Source organism: Citrobacter sp. CK206 (genome assembly GCF_030333125.1).
GTDB classification, from domain to species: Bacteria; Pseudomonadota; Gammaproteobacteria; order Enterobacterales; family Enterobacteriaceae; genus Citrobacter_B; species Citrobacter_B koseri.
In genome coordinates this window covers 237,981-254,212 of sequence record NZ_JAOWGM010000023.1, presented here as the reverse complement: position 1 = coordinate 254,212, position 16,232 = coordinate 237,981, and the positions used below count along the sequence as shown (strand labels likewise).

At 55.1% G+C, this 16,232-nt stretch carries 13 protein-coding genes; 5 read left to right on the top strand and 8 right to left on the bottom strand.

Going from position 1 to position 16,232, the window contains the following annotated elements; all coding sequences use genetic code 11:
* Position 1: 1 nt before the first annotated feature.
* The 5 genes from OGX81_RS07870 to OGX81_RS07850 form a co-directional block, all read right to left on the bottom strand.
* Positions 2 to 2,173 (bottom strand): YgiQ family radical SAM protein, encoded by a 2,172-nt coding sequence (locus tag OGX81_RS07870; protein WP_047461183.1) that lies wholly within the window; start codon positions 2,171 to 2,173, stop codon positions 2 to 4.
* 104 nt (positions 2,174 to 2,277) lie between these two features.
* Entirely contained in the window at positions 2,278 to 3,690 is a 1,413-nt protein-coding gene (gene ftsP / locus OGX81_RS07865) for a cell division protein FtsP (RefSeq protein ID WP_012135149.1), read from the bottom strand.
* A gap of 70 nt (positions 3,691 to 3,760) precedes the next feature.
* Positions 3,761 to 4,498 carry a 1-acylglycerol-3-phosphate O-acyltransferase gene (gene plsC, locus OGX81_RS07860; protein WP_047461176.1) on the bottom strand — a complete coding sequence of 246 codons (738 nt, stop codon included), beginning with the start codon at positions 4,496 to 4,498 and terminating at the stop codon, positions 3,761 to 3,763.
* 240 nt (positions 4,499 to 4,738) lie between these two features.
* Positions 4,739 to 6,997: a DNA topoisomerase IV subunit A gene (parC, locus tag OGX81_RS07855; RefSeq protein WP_012135151.1), complete on the bottom strand. Its 2,259-nt coding sequence runs from the start codon at positions 6,995 to 6,997 to the stop codon at positions 4,739 to 4,741.
* Positions 6,998 to 7,128: 131 nt separating this feature from the next.
* A complete protein-coding gene (locus tag OGX81_RS07850) occupies positions 7,129 to 7,521 on the bottom strand; it encodes a YgiW/YdeI family stress tolerance OB fold protein (protein WP_012135152.1) in 393 nt (130 codons plus the stop codon).
* 153 nt (positions 7,522 to 7,674) lie between these two features.
* Here OGX81_RS07850 and qseB point away from each other — a divergent pair, with 153 nt between their 5' ends.
* The 4 genes from qseB to OGX81_RS07830 all read left to right on the top strand — a co-directional run bounded on the left by qseB (position 7,675) and on the right by OGX81_RS07830 (position 10,716).
* On the top strand, positions 7,675 to 8,334 hold the full coding sequence (qseB, locus tag OGX81_RS07845) for a quorum sensing response regulator transcription factor QseB (RefSeq protein ID WP_012135153.1): 660 nt from the start codon (positions 7,675 to 7,677) through the stop codon (positions 8,332 to 8,334).
* Complete coding sequence (gene qseC, locus OGX81_RS07840) at positions 8,331 to 9,680, top strand: quorum sensing histidine kinase QseC (RefSeq protein WP_104868180.1); 1,350 nt, start codon at positions 8,331 to 8,333, stop codon at positions 9,678 to 9,680. The genes qseB and qseC overlap by 4 nt, the downstream gene beginning before the upstream one ends.
* Positions 9,681 to 9,789: 109 nt before the next feature.
* Positions 9,790 to 10,371 carry an NAD(P)H-dependent oxidoreductase gene (locus tag OGX81_RS07835; RefSeq protein ID WP_047461170.1) on the top strand — a complete coding sequence of 194 codons (582 nt, stop codon included), beginning with the start codon at positions 9,790 to 9,792 and terminating at the stop codon, positions 10,369 to 10,371.
* A gap of 30 nt (positions 10,372 to 10,401) precedes the next feature.
* On the top strand, positions 10,402 to 10,716 hold the full coding sequence (locus tag OGX81_RS07830) for a putative quinol monooxygenase (RefSeq protein WP_104868179.1): 315 nt from the start codon (positions 10,402 to 10,404) through the stop codon (positions 10,714 to 10,716).
* Between the two features lie 107 nt (positions 10,717 to 10,823).
* On the opposite strand, the gene OGX81_RS07825 is transcribed toward OGX81_RS07830, so the two are convergent.
* The 3 genes from OGX81_RS07825 to OGX81_RS07815 are packed head-to-tail and all read right to left on the bottom strand — an operon-like array spanning position 10,824 to position 15,170.
* Entirely contained in the window at positions 10,824 to 12,014 is a 1,191-nt protein-coding gene (locus OGX81_RS07825) for a glycoside hydrolase family 88 protein (protein WP_012135157.1), read from the bottom strand.
* A 34-nt stretch (positions 12,015 to 12,048) separates the two neighbouring features.
* A complete protein-coding gene (locus OGX81_RS07820) occupies positions 12,049 to 13,317 on the bottom strand; it encodes an oligosaccharide MFS transporter (RefSeq protein WP_104868178.1) in 1,269 nt (422 codons plus the stop codon).
* 32 nt (positions 13,318 to 13,349) lie between these two features.
* Positions 13,350 to 15,170, bottom strand: a complete 1,821-nt coding sequence (locus OGX81_RS07815; protein WP_012135159.1) for a DUF2264 domain-containing protein — start codon at positions 15,168 to 15,170, stop codon at positions 13,350 to 13,352.
* 165 nt (positions 15,171 to 15,335) lie between these two features.
* Between OGX81_RS07815 and OGX81_RS07810 the strand changes: the two genes are divergently transcribed.
* Positions 15,336 to 16,187: a helix-turn-helix transcriptional regulator gene (locus OGX81_RS07810; RefSeq protein WP_012135160.1), complete on the top strand. Its 852-nt coding sequence runs from the start codon at positions 15,336 to 15,338 to the stop codon at positions 16,185 to 16,187.
* Positions 16,188 to 16,232 lie beyond the last annotated feature (45 nt).

Genomic DNA, 16,232 nt, shown 5'->3' with positions numbered 1-16,232 from the left:
TTTAACGTCCGGCTACCTTGCTGCGTTTTTTATTGCCAGCAGGCGTCTGACGCTGATGCGCCACTGGCGTATGCTTAGTCAACGCCGGGCGCGTATTGCGGTTCTGACGACGGGCTTCACGCATCTCGTCCAGCGTAGGCGCCGGAACCAGACACTCGCGACGACTGCCAATCAGATGCTTTTTCCCCATCTCTTCCAGCGCCTGGCGAATCAGCGGCCAGTTCGCCGGATCGTGGTAACGCAGCAGCGCTTTATGCAGACGACGCTGTTTGTCGCCTCTCGGCACCACCACGTCTTCACTCTTATAGCCAATTTTACCCAGCGGGTTTTTCCCGGTGTAATACATGGTCGTCGAGTTCGCCAGCGGCGACGGATAGAAGTTCTGCACCTGATCCAGACGGAAGCGATGGCGTTTCAACCACAGCGCCAGATTCACCATATCTTCGTCCCGCGTACCGGGGTGCGCAGAGATAAAATACGGGATCAGGTACTGCTCTTTCCCGGCCTGTTTTGAGTAAAGGTCGAACAGTTCTTTGAAGCGATCATAGCTGCCCATGCCCGGCTTCATCATCTTCGACAGCGGCCCTTCTTCGGTATGCTCCGGCGCAATCTTCAGATAGCCGCCCACATGATGGCTCGCCAGCTCTTTGATATAACGCGGATCTTCAACAGCAATGTCGTAACGCACGCCGGAGGCGATCAGGATCTTCTTGATGCCTTTCAGATCGCGGGCGCGGCGATAGAGGTTGATCGTCGGCTCATGGTTGGTATCCATATGCGAGCAGATATCCGGGTACACGCACGACAGGCGGCGGCAGGTTTGTTCCGCGCGCGGCGACTTACAGCGCAACATATACATGTTGGCCGTCGGCCCGCCGAGATCGGAAATCACGCCGGTAAAGCCCGGTACGGTATCGCGGATCGCTTCGATCTCATTGATGATCGAATCTTCTGAACGGCTCTGAATAATGCGGCCTTCGTGTTCGGTAATCGAGCAGAACGAGCAGCCGCCGAAACACCCGCGCATGATGTTAATCGAGAAGCGGATCATTTCGTAAGCCGGAATGCGGCTGTCACCGTATGCCGGATGCGGCACGCGCTTATACGGCAGCGCAAAAACGCTGTCCATCTCTTCGGTAGAGAGCGGAATGGCGGGCGGGTTGATCCAGATATAGCGATCGCCATGCTTTTGCATCAGCGCACGCGCGCAGCCAGGGTTGGTTTCGTGATGCAGAATACGCGACGCGTGCGCATACAGCACCTTATCGCCCTTCACCTTCTCAAAGGACGGCAGCAGCACGTAGGTTTTCTCCCACGGCTTCGGACGCGGCGGCTGAACGGTCACGGCTTTGGCTTCCTGCTTTTTCGGCGCAACCGGTTTATTATCCGCGCACGGCAGATCTTCGCCGTACGGATGGGGGATCGGATCAATTTTCCCCGGCGTATCCAGACGCGTGGAATCAACCCCACTCCAGCCCGGCAGGGCTTCTTTAACAATAATCGCGGTGTTACGCACATCGCGGATCTGGCCGATCGGCTCCCCCATTGCCAGGCGGTGCGCAACTTCAACCAGCGGGCGCTCGCCGTTGCCGAACATCAGCATATCGGCTTTCGCATCCACCAGCACCGAGCGGCGTACGGTATCAGACCAGTAATCATAGTGCGCAGTACGACGCAGGCTGGCTTCAATACCGCCGAGAATCACCGGCACGTCTTTCCAGGCCTCTTTACAGCGCTGGGTATAGACCAGCGTCGCACGATCCGGGCGCTTGCCCGCCACGTTATCCGGCGTATAGGCGTCGTCATGGCGCAGTCGGCGATCGGCGGTATAACGGTTGATCATCGAGTCCATGTTGCCCGCAGTGACGCCGAAAAACAGATTCGGTTTCCCCAGACGCATAAAATCATCTTTGCTGTTCCAGTCCGGCTGGGCAATGATGCCGACACGGAAACCCTGCGCTTCCAGCATACGACCGCAAATCGCCATCCCAAAGCTCGGATGATCGACATACGCATCACCGGTAACCAGAATAATGTCGCAGCTATCCCAGCCAAGTTGATCCATTTCATCGCGTGACATCGGCAAAAAAGGCGCGGGACCAAAACAGGCCGCCCAGTATTGAGGCCAGGAGAAAAGATCTCTGTCTGGCTGGATCAGGGATATTGCGCTCATAATGCTTCCAAAAAAATGGTAAAAAAATAATCAAAGGCCGGGGATTATATGCCGGAACGAAAGAGAAAGGTATTCACTTCTCGCCCTTGCGGGCGAGGGAAGATTTACGGCGCCGGGTTCACCAGCATTTGTCCGATAGACCCCCGGTCGGCCATTTCCAGCGTCTGGCTGTTGAAGTAGAACGGGAAGTGCGCCCAGGATGGCTGTCCGTAATAAACCAGCAATTCCACCTGTCCGTCCACCCATACCGTATCTTTCCAGCCCCGATCTTCCGGGAACGGCATGGCGCCATTGACGTTGCGGATCAGGAAAGAGACACCCTCAATATGGAAAGGCTGCGGCATATCGGCGCGAACGGTCCAGCGCTCCCAGGAACCTTGCTGGGCGGTGATATCAATGCGGTTGACGTCCCACAATTGCCCGTTGATGCCGGGATCGTCCCCGAGGCTAATATCCCGGCTGCGAATCGGCGCGCCGCTGACAATCTCCGTGGGCAATAAACGCATCGGCAGGCTGTCAGTCACCAGCGGCAGCAGCCCGGTTGGCCGTAAGGTCAGCACTAGCGTAGAGACCAGAATGCTGGAAGGTTCAAAGAAGCCACGGATGCGATCGACAATACTGGCCGCTTCCCCGCAGGTGATCGACACCTCATCGCCATTGGTCATATCGACCAGAATTTCCCGGCGTTCACCGGGCGCCAGCGACAGTTGTTTGACGGACACCGGCGCGGGTAAAAGGCCCTGATCGCCAGAAATTACATGCAGCGCGCGACCGTCGCTCATTTGCAACTGGTAACGGCGAGAGTTTGACGCATTCAGCAAGCGCAGGCGTACCCAGCCGCGGGAAACTTCCACGTAAGGACTCTGTGCGCCGTTGACCAGCAGCGTATCGCCAACAAACCCGCCGCTGCCCGGTTCGCTGTACTCCGGCGTACCGAAATTATCCAGCCGCTTATCCTGGATAATGATCGGGAAATCATCCACGCCGTAATGATTGGGGATCGGCAGCGATTTGCTGACCTCATCCTCGATCAGCCACATCCCGGCAAGGCCGTTATAGACCTGCTGCGCGGTACGGTTTGGCGTATTGGCGTGATACCACAGCACGGCGGCGTTCTGACGAATCGGCAATACCGGCGCCCAGTCAGCGTTGGGCGACATCATCCGCGCAGGGCCGCCCATCAGCGGCCCCGGCACCTGCAATCCGCTGACGGTCATGGAGACATTTTCAGTCAGGCGGTTGCTGTAGATGAGCTTAACGTCATCCCCTTTCCAGACGCGAATCGTCGGCCCCAGGTAACGCCCGTTAATCCCCCAGACGGGCGCGCGCGTACCCTGCGTAAAGGACCAGTGCGCGCGCTGCAACGTCATAAACAACGGCTGCCCGCGACGGGACTCCAGCAGCGGCGGAACGGGCAGAGGCTGCTGCTGACCGGCTGCATTAGCCTTCAGCGGAACGGCACCGGCACACAGTGCGATCCCCGAAGCCTGAATGAACTGACGCCGACTGAGTGACATATAAGCTCCATTTAAAACAGACAAAGAGTGCGCAGGAAGTCGTTTCCCACAAAAACGCGATCACACTGATTCAGACTTTGCCGGTCGCTTCGCGCTCTGCAATTTCCTGATCGAGTTCTGCAATTTTTTGTTCCATCAACGAGCGGCAATGCGCCGCCAGTTCACGAACCTGATCCTTACCAAACTGGCTGATGTCCACCGGCGGCAGCATCTCTACAATCACCAGACCGTTATTCAGTCGGTTAAGCTTAATTTTATTCGATGTATTGGAAACACACACCGGAATCACCGGAACACCGGCGGCGATAGCGGCATGAAAGGCGCCGGTTTTAAACGGCAGCAGGCCACGGCCACGGCTGCGCGTTCCTTCCGGGAACATCCAGATAGAGATACGGCGCTTTTTAAAATGGCTCACCACTTCCGCGATTGTGCCGTGCGCTTTGGCACGATTATTTCGGTCAATCAACAAGTTACCGGTTAACCAGTACAGCTGGCCAAAAAACGGGATCCAGACCAGGCTCTTTTTGCCGACCGTCACCGTAGGCGGTTGCACAATGTTGGCTGCCGTCACCATATCGTAGTTGTTCTGATGGTTAGCAATATAGATAGCGTTGCCATAGCTTTCGGCATCAGCAGGCTTACGGCACTCCACCTTCAGGCCATAAAGCGGCGCCAGACGGCCAAACATATGGCCAAACGTCGCGACGTGCTTCGGGTTACGCGGGCTGAAAAGGCAGTAGATCGAACCGAAAATGCAGACAAGAATGCAGTAAATAACGGTAATGATTAGACGAAAGATATATAGCATAACAACCTCTGAAGGCCTAAGAGCGTCGCATTCTACGTCACCTGATATCAGGTTAGGGCTTTGTTAAGAGCGGCTCTCTGGAAAAGCGTATTGTTAATCGCAATGCGCGAATAAACAACGGTTTTACGGGAAATTTTATTGTTAATCCGGCCTGACAGCATCGTTAAAACCGCAGGCCGGACAAGGCGTTTACGCCGCCATCCGGCACAATGAGATGGCCTGATGGCGCTTAAAATCGCCTTATTCTTCGCTGTCGCCGTCGCGGGCGCGTCGTGGCGAGTCAATCTCAATACGATCGATGCGCTGCAAACCGCGCATCAGCGTACCGCGACGACCGCGCTCGCCGGTCACTTTTTGCAGCTCTTCAGGGCGCAGTTTGATTTTGCGCTTGCCGACATGAATCGTGAGCGTGCTTTGCGGCGGCAGAACGTAGAGCTGGGCCAGCGTATCGTCGCCTCTGGCCGCTTCCGCAGACGGAATGTTGATGATCTTGTTCCCTTTCCCCTTCGACAACTGCGGCAGATCGCTGACCGGGAACATCAACATACGCCCGGCGGCGGTGATCGCCAGCAGCATATCGGTTTCATCTTCAATCACCACCGGCGGCATAACGTGCGCGTTTTCCGGCAACGTGATCAGCGCTTTACCCGCGCGGTTGCGGGCGACCAGATCGTTAAAGGTACAGACGAAACCATAGCCGGCGTCCGAGGCCATCAGCAGTTTCTGCTCATCCCCTTCCATCAGCATATGCTCTACGGTCGCGCCCGGCGGCAGCGTCAGCTTACCGGTCAACGGCTCGCCCTGACCACGCGCCGACGGCAGCGTAATCGGGTCGATGGCGTAGCTGCGCCCGGTCGTGTCGATAAACACCACCGGCTGGTTGCTCTTGCCTTTCGCCGAGGCTTTCCAGCTGTCGCCCGATTTATAGTTCAGACCCTGCGCGTCAATATCATGGCCTTTGGCGCTACGCACCCAGCCCATCTGCGACAGCACGATCGTCACCGGTTCAGACGGCAGCATGTCATGCTCGCTCATCGCTTTAGCTTCTTCACGCTCGCGCAGTGGGGAGCGGCGATCGTCGCCATACGCGTCTGAATCCGCCTGTAACTCTTTCTTCAGCAGGGTGTTCATTTTGCGCTCGGAGGCCAGAATGCCCTGCAATTGATCGCGCTCTTTCGCCAGCTCATCCTGTTCGCCGCGAATCTTCATCTCTTCCAGTTTGGCGAGATGGCGCAGTTTCAGTTCGAGGATGGCTTCGGCCTGGGTTTCCGTGATGCCAAAACGCGACATCAGCGCCGGTTTCGGTTCATCCTCATGGCGGATTATCTCAATCACTTCGTCGATATTGAGAAACGCCACCAGCAAACCTTCCAGAATATGCAGGCGCTTGAGGACTTTCTCCAGACGATAGTTCAGGCGGCGGCGCACGGTATCGCGACGGAACGCCAGCCATTCGGTCAGGATCTCCAGCAGGTTTTTCACCGCCGGGCGACCGTCCAGACCGATCATGTTCAGGTTGATGCGGTAGCTCTTTTCCAGGTCCGTGGTCGCAAACAGGTGGTTCATCACCTGCTCCATATCCACGCGGTTGGAACGCGGCACGATCACCAGACGGGTCGGATTTTCGTGATCGGACTCGTCGCGCAGATCGTCAACCATCGGCAGCTTTTTGTTCCGCATCTGGGCAGCGATCTGCTCCAGTACGCGAGCGCCGGACACCTGGTGCGGCAGCGCGGTAATCACCACCGCGCCATCTTCTTTTTTCCATACCGCGCGCATACGCACGGAGCCGCGACCATTTTCGTAAATCTTACGGATTTCCGCACGGGAGGTGATGATTTCCGCTTCGGTCGGGTAGTCCGGCCCCTGCACGATATCCAGCACCTGCTCAAGCGTTGTTTTCGGCTGCTCAATCAGGGTGATCGCGGCTTTCGCCACTTCGCGCAGGTTATGCGGCGGAATGTCTGTCGCCATCCCAACGGCGATGCCGGTGGTGCCGTTGAGCAGAATATTGGGCAAACGCGCAGGCAGCATCTTCGGCTCTTGCAGGGTGCCATCAAAGTTCGGCACCCAGTCCGCCGTCCCCTGACCGAGTTCGCTCAGCAGGACTTCCGCGTATTTCGACAGACGGGATTCGGTATAACGCATCGCCGCGAAGGATTTCGGATCGTCCGGCGCGCCCCAGTTCCCCTGCCCGTCAACCAGCGGGTAACGGTAAGAGAACGGCTGCGCCATCAGCACCATCGCTTCATAACAGGCGCTGTCGCCGTGCGGATGGTATTTACCCAGCACGTCGCCGACGGTACGGGCGGATTTTTTAAATTTGGCGCTGGCGTTCAGCCCCAGTTCAGACATCGCGTACACGATGCGACGCTGAACCGGCTTCAGTCCGTCACCAATAAACGGCAACGCCCTGTCCATGATGACGTACATGGAGTAGTTCAGATAGGCGTTTTCCGTGAATTCATGCAGCGCAAGGCGCTCTGCCATATCGCTCATTAATCGTGGTTCCTCAACTGTTAGCCTGAACAATAACCCAGTATCCGTCAGGCAATATTGCCGCAGATACTACCTTATCTGGCGCGTTGAGTCACAAAGAAAAAGGGCCGCGAGTGCGGCCCTGATGGGGTTTATTTGGCGACTTTGGTGATTTGCTTCACGTCGATTTCAACGGAATTCCAGTCTTTATCCACTTCGCCCTGGATTTCAACCAGGTCCTGCGGCGTTACGGTAACGCCGTTCCAGCGTTTGTGGTCGATATCGACATTCACCGTCCCGGTGGCGTCCTTGAACAGATACAGATCGTCGGAGATACGCTCAACGATGTTACCGCGCAGGGTGACCCAGGCGTCATCACGCATTGATTTCGCGCTTTCTACGGTCGTATTACTCCCGTTCGGGCCAACAAACCCGCCGCCCTGACTTTGCGTCGCCGTCGGGCCAGAAAATCCACCTTGCTGAGCCGCCAGAACCGGAGCGGAACACAACGCCATTACGGCAACCATTGCAGCCAATTTTTTCATGACTCTCTCTCCCTTTTTACGCTGTTTCGTCTCAATTAAATAAGGTAATCCTTAACAACTTCTTAAGGCAAAAAAAGATACTTTTTTTTCTGTACAACGCGCGCCACGACAGGGTTTACTGGCGAGAGAAAGAGTCACCGCAGGGATGAACATATGCGTATTTTACTGGTAGAAGATGACGCGCTGATTGGCGACGGCATCAAGGCGGGTTTAAGCAAAATGGGATTCAGCGTCGACTGGTTCACCGAAGGTCGTCAGGGTAAAGAAGCGCTCTACAGCGCGCCTTATGATGCGGTGATCCTCGACCTTACGCTACCGGGGATGGACGGACGGGATATCCTGCGCGAATGGCGTGAACAGGGAAAACGCGAACCCGTACTGATTCTGACGGCGCGCGATGCGCTGGCGGAGCGCGTGGAGGGGCTGCGTCTGGGAGCGGACGACTATCTGTGCAAACCTTTCGCGCTGATTGAAGTCGCCGCCCGCCTGGAGGCGCTGTTACGCCGCGCTAACGGCCAGGTGAGCAACGAACTGCGCCACGGCCAGGTTACGCTCAATCCCGGTAATCTGGTCGCGACGCTGGCAGGCGATCCGCTGCCCCTGAAGCCGAAAGAGTTTGCCCTGCTGGAGCTGCTGATGCGCAACGTCGGGCGCGTGTTGCCGCGTAAGCTCATCGAAGAGAAGCTGTATACCTGGGACGAAGATGTCTCCAGCAATACCATTGAGGTACATGTTCATCACTTACGCCGTAAGCTGGGCAGTGATTTTATCCGCACCGTACACGGGATCGGCTACACCCTGGGCAACCCATGAAACTCACACAACGTCTCAGCCTGCGCGTCAGGCTCACGCTTATTTTTCTGATCCTGGCCGCCATCACCTGGGTGGCCTCCAGCTTCGTGGCCTGGAAACAGACGACCGACAACGTCGACGAGCTGTTTGATACCCAGCTCATGCTGTTTGCGAAGCGCCTTATTACTCTGGATGTCAACGAAATCTCGGCGCCTGAACGGATGGCGCAGACGCCGAAAAAATTGAAGCATGGTCATGTCGATGACGATGTGCTGGCCTTTGCGGTGTATACCGCCGACGGCAGAATGGTGCTGAACGATGGCGATAATGGCCGGGATATTCCCTACAGCTACCGTCGGGAAGGTTTTGATGACGGATACCTGAATGGCGATGATGATAAATGGCGTTTTGTCTGGCTGACCTCTGCGGATGGCAAGTACCGTATCGTCGTCGCTCAGGAGCTGGAGTACCGCGAGGATATGGCGCTGGCGATTGTCACCGCGCAGCTAACGCCGTGGCTGATCGCGCTTCCGCTGATGCTGCTCATCCTGATTGTGCTGCTTAGCCGGGAGCTCAGGCCGCTGAAAAAGCTCGCCCAGGCGCTGCATTTGCGCTCCCCGGAATCGGAAGAGCCGCTTGACGATAAGGGTGTGCCAAGTGAGGTTCGTCCGTTAGTCGGCGCGCTCAACCAGTTATTTGCCCGTACGCATTCGATGATGGTGCGCGAGCGGCAATTCACGTCGGACGCGGCGCATGAGTTACGCAGCCCGCTCACTGCGCTGAAAGTACAAACTGAGGTGGCGCAGCTCTCGGACGACGACCCGCAGGCGCGTCAAAAAGCGCTCATGCAACTGCATACGGGGATTGAGCGCGCCACGCGCCTGGTGGACCAGCTCTTAACCCTTTCACGGCTCGACTCGCTCGATAACCTGCAAGATGTCGCGGAAGTCTCGCTGGAGGCGCTACTGCAATCCGCCGTGATGGATATCTGGCAACCGGCCCAGCAGGCGCATATTGACGTGCGTCTGCACGTTAACGCCCACAACGTCACGCGCATGGGCCAACCGCTGCTGCTCAGCCTGCTGGTGCGCAATTTGCTGGATAACGCCATTCGTTACAGCCCACAGGGCAGCGTGGTGAACGTGACGCTGAATGCCCGGTATTTTACCGTCCGGGATAATGGCCCCGGCGTTTCGCCGGCGGTGCTGGCGCGTATCGGCGAACGATTCTATCGCCCGCCAGGTCAGAGCGTCACCGGCAGTGGTCTGGGTTTGTCGATTGTCCGCCGCATCGCCTCGCTGCATGGGATGAGCGTCTCGTTTGGCAATGCGCCGGAAGGAGGCTTTGAAGCCGTAGTAACCTGGTGATCGCGAGATTATTGCGCGATGAGCAAAAGACTTTGCACATTTTGCTCATTTCGCCGGGCCGCTCATCTGCGTAAAATCTGTTTCAAACGCATTCCTGAGAGGACAAATAATGAGCAACATTCTGATTATCAACGGGGCGAAAAAATTTGCGCACTCCAATGGTCAGTTAAACGACACCCTGACCGAAGTGGCGGATGGCCTTCTGCGCGACCTCGGGCATGATGTCAAAATCGTCCGCGCTGAAAGTGATTACGATGTCAAAGCCGAAGTCCAGCACTTCGTCTGGGCTGACGTGGTTATCTGGCAGATGCCTGGCTGGTGGATGGGCGCGCCGTGGACCGTGAAAAAATACATGGATGACGTCTTTACCGAAGGCCACGGTACGCTGTACGCCAGCGATGGCCGCACCCGTTCGGACGCGTCAAAAAAATACGGTTCCGGCGGTCTGATTCAGGGGAAAAAATACATGCTTTCTCTGACCTGGAACGCACCGATGGAGGCTTTCACCGACAACGATCAGTTCTTCCACGGCGTTGGCGTGGATGGCGTATACCTGCCGTTCCACAAGGCCAATCAGTTCCTCGGAATGGAAGCGCTGCCGACCTTTATCACCAATGACGTCATCAAAATGCCGGATGTCCCGCGTTATATCGCAGAATATCGCAAGCATCTGAGCGAGATTTTTGGTTAACTAGTAGCCTGGAATTAGAAGGAGTTAACCATGCTTACTGTCATTGCTGAAATCCGTACCCGTCCAGGTCAACATCACCGTCAGGCGGTACTGGATCAGTTTGCCAAAATCATTCCGACCGTGCTGAAAGAAGAGGGTTGCCACGGCTACGCGCCGATGGTCGATCACGCTGCGGGCGTGGCCTTTCAGACGACCGCACCTGACTCAATCGTGATGGTTGAACAGTGGGAAAGCGTTGTGCATCTCGAAGCGCATTTGCAAACCCCGCATATGAAAGCCTACGCCGAAGCCGTTAAAGGCGACGTGCTGGAAACAAGTATCCGTATTCTGGAGTCAGGCGTTTAAGTTTTGCGCTAAATGCCGGATGGCGCTTCGCTTATCCGGCCTACAGCGCATTCCCCGAATGTAGGCCCGGTAAACGCAGTGCCACCGGGCAATTCCGGGCAATATGGTTACCAGTACAGCTTCCAGCACTGGGTAAAACGCGTTAACGCTTCCACGTAGAAATAATCCCCCCAGCTTGCACACTCATCGACCCCTTTGTTGCTCGAAAGGTGGTACACCGAATGTTTCAACAGCCCGTTCCCCTTCTCATTTTTCGCCATCAGATAGCGCTTCGTTAGCGATGACATGATTCCCATCGCCCACTGCTGATAACGCTCACGATCCGGATCGGTCACGGGCAGGTGTTTGATCAACTCCAGCAGGCCGCACACGGCAATCGCCGCCGACGAGGCGTCACGCAGCGCGTCTGTCCCCACCAGCGCCAGATCCCAATGGCAGACCGCGTCTTCCGGCAGGCGATTAAGGAAATAGTTCGCCAGCTTTTTCGACAGCGCCACCATCTCTTTGTCGCCCGTATAGATATAGCTCAGCAGGAAGCCATAAATCCCCCACGCCTGACCGCGCGACCAGCATGAATCATCCGCATAACCCTGCTGGGTGTTGCCGTAGCGCGGCGCGCCGGTTTTCACATCCATGTAGTAAGTATGGAAGGTGGACGCATCTTCACGAATCAGGTATTTCGCGGCCTGCACCACATGGGCTTTTGCCGCCTCGGCAAAACGCGGATCGCCCGTCTGCTCGCTCGCCCAGTACAGCAGCGGCAGGTTCATGTTGCAGTCGATGATCATCCGCCCGGCCTGTTCGGGATCGTTAAGATCGCCCCACGCCTGGATAATCTGCGCCTTTTCATGGAAACGCTCCAGTAGCGCTTCCGCCGCCATCAGCGAAAAACCACGCGCATCACGGTTGCCCGTCAGTCGCCAGGCTGCGACGCAGGACAGGGTATAAAGGAACCCCAGATCGTGGGTGTTGGTGTCGTGGCGTCCGGCAATACGCAGGCCAAAAGAACGCACATGTTTTTCTGCCAGTTCACGATATTTCGCCTCGCCGCTCATCTCCCACGCCAGCCACAGTTGCCCGGTCCAGAAGCTGGTGGTCCACTCAACGTTGTCAGTTAACGGGTAATAACCTTTAACGCAGGTTTCGGCAGGAAATTTTTCACCGAATTCCGTTAAATGACGGCTAATCAGTTCGAGGACGTGTTCACGCGCGCCGATCATTTCATCCTGAAAAGTTCCGGCGTCAACCGGGCTGCCAGGAAATGCGCGCAACGTTTCCTCAACGATATGATTTAACATATTTCGGTTCCTTCTAAATTAAACCCAATGAAATTTAATGCGCCGTATTATTTTCGGCGATCTCAATAGCAGTACGATGGCGGGATTTACTCTGACATGCCGATAAGGTAAATGCCGAAATAAGCGTAAAGGTCAGTGCAATAATCCCCATGATGATATACGTTTTCTCAAAACCAATTCGGTCATACATTAATCCGGCAGGTGAAGAGATCACCACATTGCCGACATACAGCATCGCCTGATAGCCCAATAAATACATGGTCGCATTGACGCGTTTATCAAAGTGTTCAGCAATGTATTTAAAGACCGAAACCAACAGCAGACAGATTTCCAGACCATACAGCGGCTTCAGTACAGAGATGAGCAGGTGTGAATCACACAGCCCGGAAATAATCAGACGCGCGCCAACCAGCGCCCCCACAATCAACAAACCGCGTTTAGCGCCGATCGCGTTAACAAATAATGGAACCACCATATACATGACAAATTCCATTCCCGACTGCACGGTTCCCAGATAGCCAAACACCGCGTTGCCTTCATGAACGTCAGAGAAGAAGGTGACAAAGTAGCGGGAGAACTGCTGCTCTGCGATAAACATCATCCACGCCACGCCGGCGACATACAGGCAGAACGCCCAGAACTTACGGCTGCGCAACAGCGCGTAGACATCCGCCGGGACGATTTTCTCTTTTGTCAGCACGTCCGCTGCGTTTGCCGCATTCACATTCACTTTCAGACTCAGCAGTACCACCAGCATCACCACCGACGCCACGCTGCCCATAATGAAGTTATACGCCGGAGAGAGGTTAAACAGCAGGCCGGAAAACGACGACGCCACCGCCCACCCCAGCGAGCCCCACATGCGGATTTGGCCAAACTCCATGCCGTTAAGACGGCTGAAGCGGTCAGAGTAGGATTCACAAGCCGCCACGCCAGCATACCAGGCAAAGCTCAGGTAAATCGCGCCGATAACAATGCCCAGCATGGTGTTTGAAAGCAATAATGGTTGATAAACATAAATAAAGAATGGCGCCATTAGTGCCGACATCATAACAACAAAATAGAGCAGGTATTTGCTCATGCCGATTTTATCGAGAATGTAGCCATAAATGGGTTTCAGAATAACCGCAAAAATACCGTTTACTGCAAACACCGTACCAATAACCGTGCCGCTTACCTGTGCTTTCTGCCCCAGCCAGATGGCCAGTAAACCAATACTGGCAGACCAGGTAAAGAAATAGAGGAATATAAAGCTACTGATTTTATAATATTCAGTTCTGTTATTTGTTGAACAATTTTTCATACCATCCTCGCCAACGTGTAGGGGCCAGAGTTTTATAAAAAGAACGATAACTGGCGTGCGCTTTCTGGTTCGCGAATAACCACCTGGTTATCGTTTATTTGCAGTTGCGGAATTGCCGTATATTTTTTCTGTTGCCCGGAAGCAGAAACCGCGCAACACAGCCAGCTTTCGCCCTGTGCAATTTCTGCGGTAAGCAGTGGAATCGCGGCGCATTGTGCAAACATAATGCTGCTGTTCGGCGGAGTAATAATGCTGTCCGGCTGGCGGGCCAGCGCGGGCGACAGATCGACGATCGTGCTGCATCCATTCTCTGCCGCCAGGTAGCATCCGCGCTCACTGAGCTGATGCGCCGTTTTCATCACCGCAAAGCCGCCTTCCACGGTTTGCAACGTTCGCGCGCTGTGGATGCGGTGCAGGCGAAGATGCCACTCGCCGAAGGGCGCCAGCCAGGTCTCAACAGTGACGTCATGCCACGGAGACCAGCGGGAAAAAATAAAATTCTCATCGACCCGCACTTCGTCGCAGCGACGGCGGCCACGGAAATAGTTGTCGCCATCCGCCAGCAGCAGCATGGAGTCACACGCCGCATGTTTAAGGCCATAGCGTCCGCGTTCAATGGTGAAACCAAAACGGCTGGAGTAGGCAAACTTCGTGTATTTCGCTTCGGTGTTAACGTAGTTATTCAGTTCAAGCTGACCCGAAGTCAGCATCGTGACATGGTCTGAATTTTCGCTGTGCTGCAAAATTTGTGCGGCATGGGGAATAACGTGTTTTTCTGCGCATTGCGGCAACGGGAGTTCTTCGGCCTGCCAGAAGGCGTGATCGTCCGGCAAGGCGAGGATCAAAAAAACCTTCAGCGCCCAGTAAGGGGAGCCCGGCGAGTTGTAATCTTCACACATCGCCAGATTCGGATAAGCAAACCCCAGCGTCAGAATGCCGTCACGATCGACGATCGGCTGCTGCTGCCACCAGCGCAGATGCCGCAGGATCACCCCTTTAATCACGCCCGGCGAGAAGACATCCAGCTCAGCAAACGCCGCCGCGCTCCAGAACGCGACCATCGCAAAGCGATAGGTCAGACTGCGGCCAAACGGTACGGATGCGCCATCTGCTGCCGACATGTAGATAAAATCAGCGGCAAACAGGCGAGCGCGTTCGCGCAGGGTGGCGGCACGGGCAGCATCTTCCGGGTTCAGCGTGGCGTACAGCAGTCCGTAAAAATGGAAAGCCATCGAGATGTAGTAATCTTTTGGGCGACCGGGGCCATCGGCATACCAGCCGTCACCCAGGTAGTACGCTTCCATCATCGTAAAACGGCGGTCGATCGCTGCCTGATCGAACGGCAGCCCGGCACGTTTGAAACCCAACTGGACGATAATCGCAAAGTAGTTCCAGTTGCTGTCCGGCATTTGCGCGTCGGTGATCTGGTTTAGCCAGCGATGAAGATTCGCCAGTTCCGTTTCGCTGAACTGGTCGGTTAAACGCGTTTGCAGCAACGCCAGGCCGAGGCCGTAGGCGGCCATCTCGACCAGGCGCTGATCGTAAGGGTCGGTATCGCCCCAGTAGTGCGGACTGAGTGGATTGGTGCCGAGTTTAATCGCCTGAATATACTTATCAGCAAACGGCACCTCAGCGCCGCCAGCCATCAGAGGAAACAGACCCCATAACGCTCTGGAGAGCCCTTCCATGCAGGCGATATCCACACTGTAGTGCGCGCAGGTGTCACCCAGTGAAAACTGCGCCGCCCCTGCGGGAAACTGTTTATCCAGCGCGCTCAGCATCGTTGTGACGGCGCTGATTACGTCTTCACGGAATGACAATGGATTTGATTTTTCTTCAGTTGCCGACCACATACTCTGCCCCTCTGAATTAAGTGGCTAAAGGATAGTGAATCGCCGACAAGCGGAAATGTTATCTCAATCACACCAATAGAATTAAAATAAAACAGTGATTGAAAAAATTTAAAAACAAGGTTTATAAATCAGAATTCAGCGGCAAAAATTTAAATCTGTTGCACTATGAATGCACCCTCATCTCAGGAACATCTGGAACTGATCGCGCTCAATGACGCCATTGCGTCATTTAGTCGATTATTTGCTAACTCGGTTCGCTATCACCACTGGCATCAGTGTCTGGAGGTGCTGTATGTGGAGGAAGGATTTGGCGTGGTGATCGTCGATCACCAGCAATACACCATGCGACCAGGTCGATTGTTCTTTTTCCCGCCCTTTACCCTGCATAAAATCATGGTGGATGAGCAGGCGCAAGACCACTACCGCCGAACCATTATTCACCTCGATCAGCATGCGGTACTGAAAGTGCTGCGCGATTTTCCGCTTAATCAACAGCGTCTGCAAAGTCTGACCGTACGTGGCGGCGAGGCCAGAGTATTCGATGTGGCGGATATTCACCCGCACGTTGATTTTCTCTTCAGCCGTTACGAGAAAATGGCAGCGCTCAAGCCGCTTAACGCCGAACAGATTTCCTGCCTGTTATTGAGTTTATTTAGCCTGTTGCCCGAAGATAACGTCAATATGACGGAGATTGGCACCGGAATAGCAAGCCAGGTGATGTTCTGGCTGGATGAAAATTACACCCGTAAATTCAGCCTCAGCGAGCTGGCAGAAGAGTCAGGAAAATCAAAAAGCTACATTTCCCGGCGTTTTCATTTTGAAACCGGTGAAAGCATCCTCAATTACCTCAATACCCTTCGGTTACGCAAAGCCTGTGAAGCGTTGTTACACAGCGAGGAGAGTGTGCGGGAGATTGCCCGACAAGTGGGGTTTTCAGACGTGACGTACTTTATTAGCGCCTTTGGCAAAGGGATTGGCGAAACGCCGTTACAGTATCGCAAGCGGCATAGACAGTAACGCCGGATGACGCTTCGCTTATCCGGCCTACGGGCACAATGCGAG

Bases quoted from the DNA above. Each gene is read 5' to 3' on its own strand.
- qseC (WP_104868180.1), top strand. From the start codon at position 8,331: ATGAAACTCACACAACGTCTCAGCCTGCGCGTCAGGCTCACGCTTATT.
- OGX81_RS07850 (WP_012135152.1), bottom strand. From the start codon at position 7,521: ATGAAAAAATTGGCTGCAATGGTTGCCGTAATGGCGTTGTGTTCCGCT.
- OGX81_RS07825 (WP_012135157.1), bottom strand. From the start codon at position 12,014: ATGTTAAATCATATCGTTGAGGAAACGTTGCGCGCATTTCCTGGCAGC.
- parC (WP_012135151.1), bottom strand. From the start codon at position 6,997: ATGAGCGATATGGCAGAGCGCCTTGCGCTGCATGAATTCACGGAAAAC.
- OGX81_RS07810 (WP_012135160.1), top strand. From the start codon at position 15,336: ATGAATGCACCCTCATCTCAGGAACATCTGGAACTGATCGCGCTCAAT.
- qseB (WP_012135153.1), top strand. From the start codon at position 7,675: ATGCGTATTTTACTGGTAGAAGATGACGCGCTGATTGGCGACGGCATC.
- OGX81_RS07835 (WP_047461170.1), top strand. From the start codon at position 9,790: ATGAGCAACATTCTGATTATCAACGGGGCGAAAAAATTTGCGCACTCC.
- ftsP (WP_012135149.1), bottom strand. From the start codon at position 3,690: ATGTCACTCAGTCGGCGTCAGTTCATTCAGGCTTCGGGGATCGCACTG.
- OGX81_RS07820 (WP_104868178.1), bottom strand. From the start codon at position 13,317: ATGAAAAATTGTTCAACAAATAACAGAACTGAATATTATAAAATCAGT.
- OGX81_RS07870 (WP_047461183.1), bottom strand. From the start codon at position 2,173: ATGAGCGCAATATCCCTGATCCAGCCAGACAGAGATCTTTTCTCCTGG.
- plsC (WP_047461176.1), bottom strand. From the start codon at position 4,498: ATGCTATATATCTTTCGTCTAATCATTACCGTTATTTACTGCATTCTT.
- OGX81_RS07830 (WP_104868179.1), top strand. From the start codon at position 10,402: ATGCTTACTGTCATTGCTGAAATCCGTACCCGTCCAGGTCAACATCAC.
- OGX81_RS07815 (WP_012135159.1), bottom strand. From the start codon at position 15,170: ATGTGGTCGGCAACTGAAGAAAAATCAAATCCATTGTCATTCCGTGAA.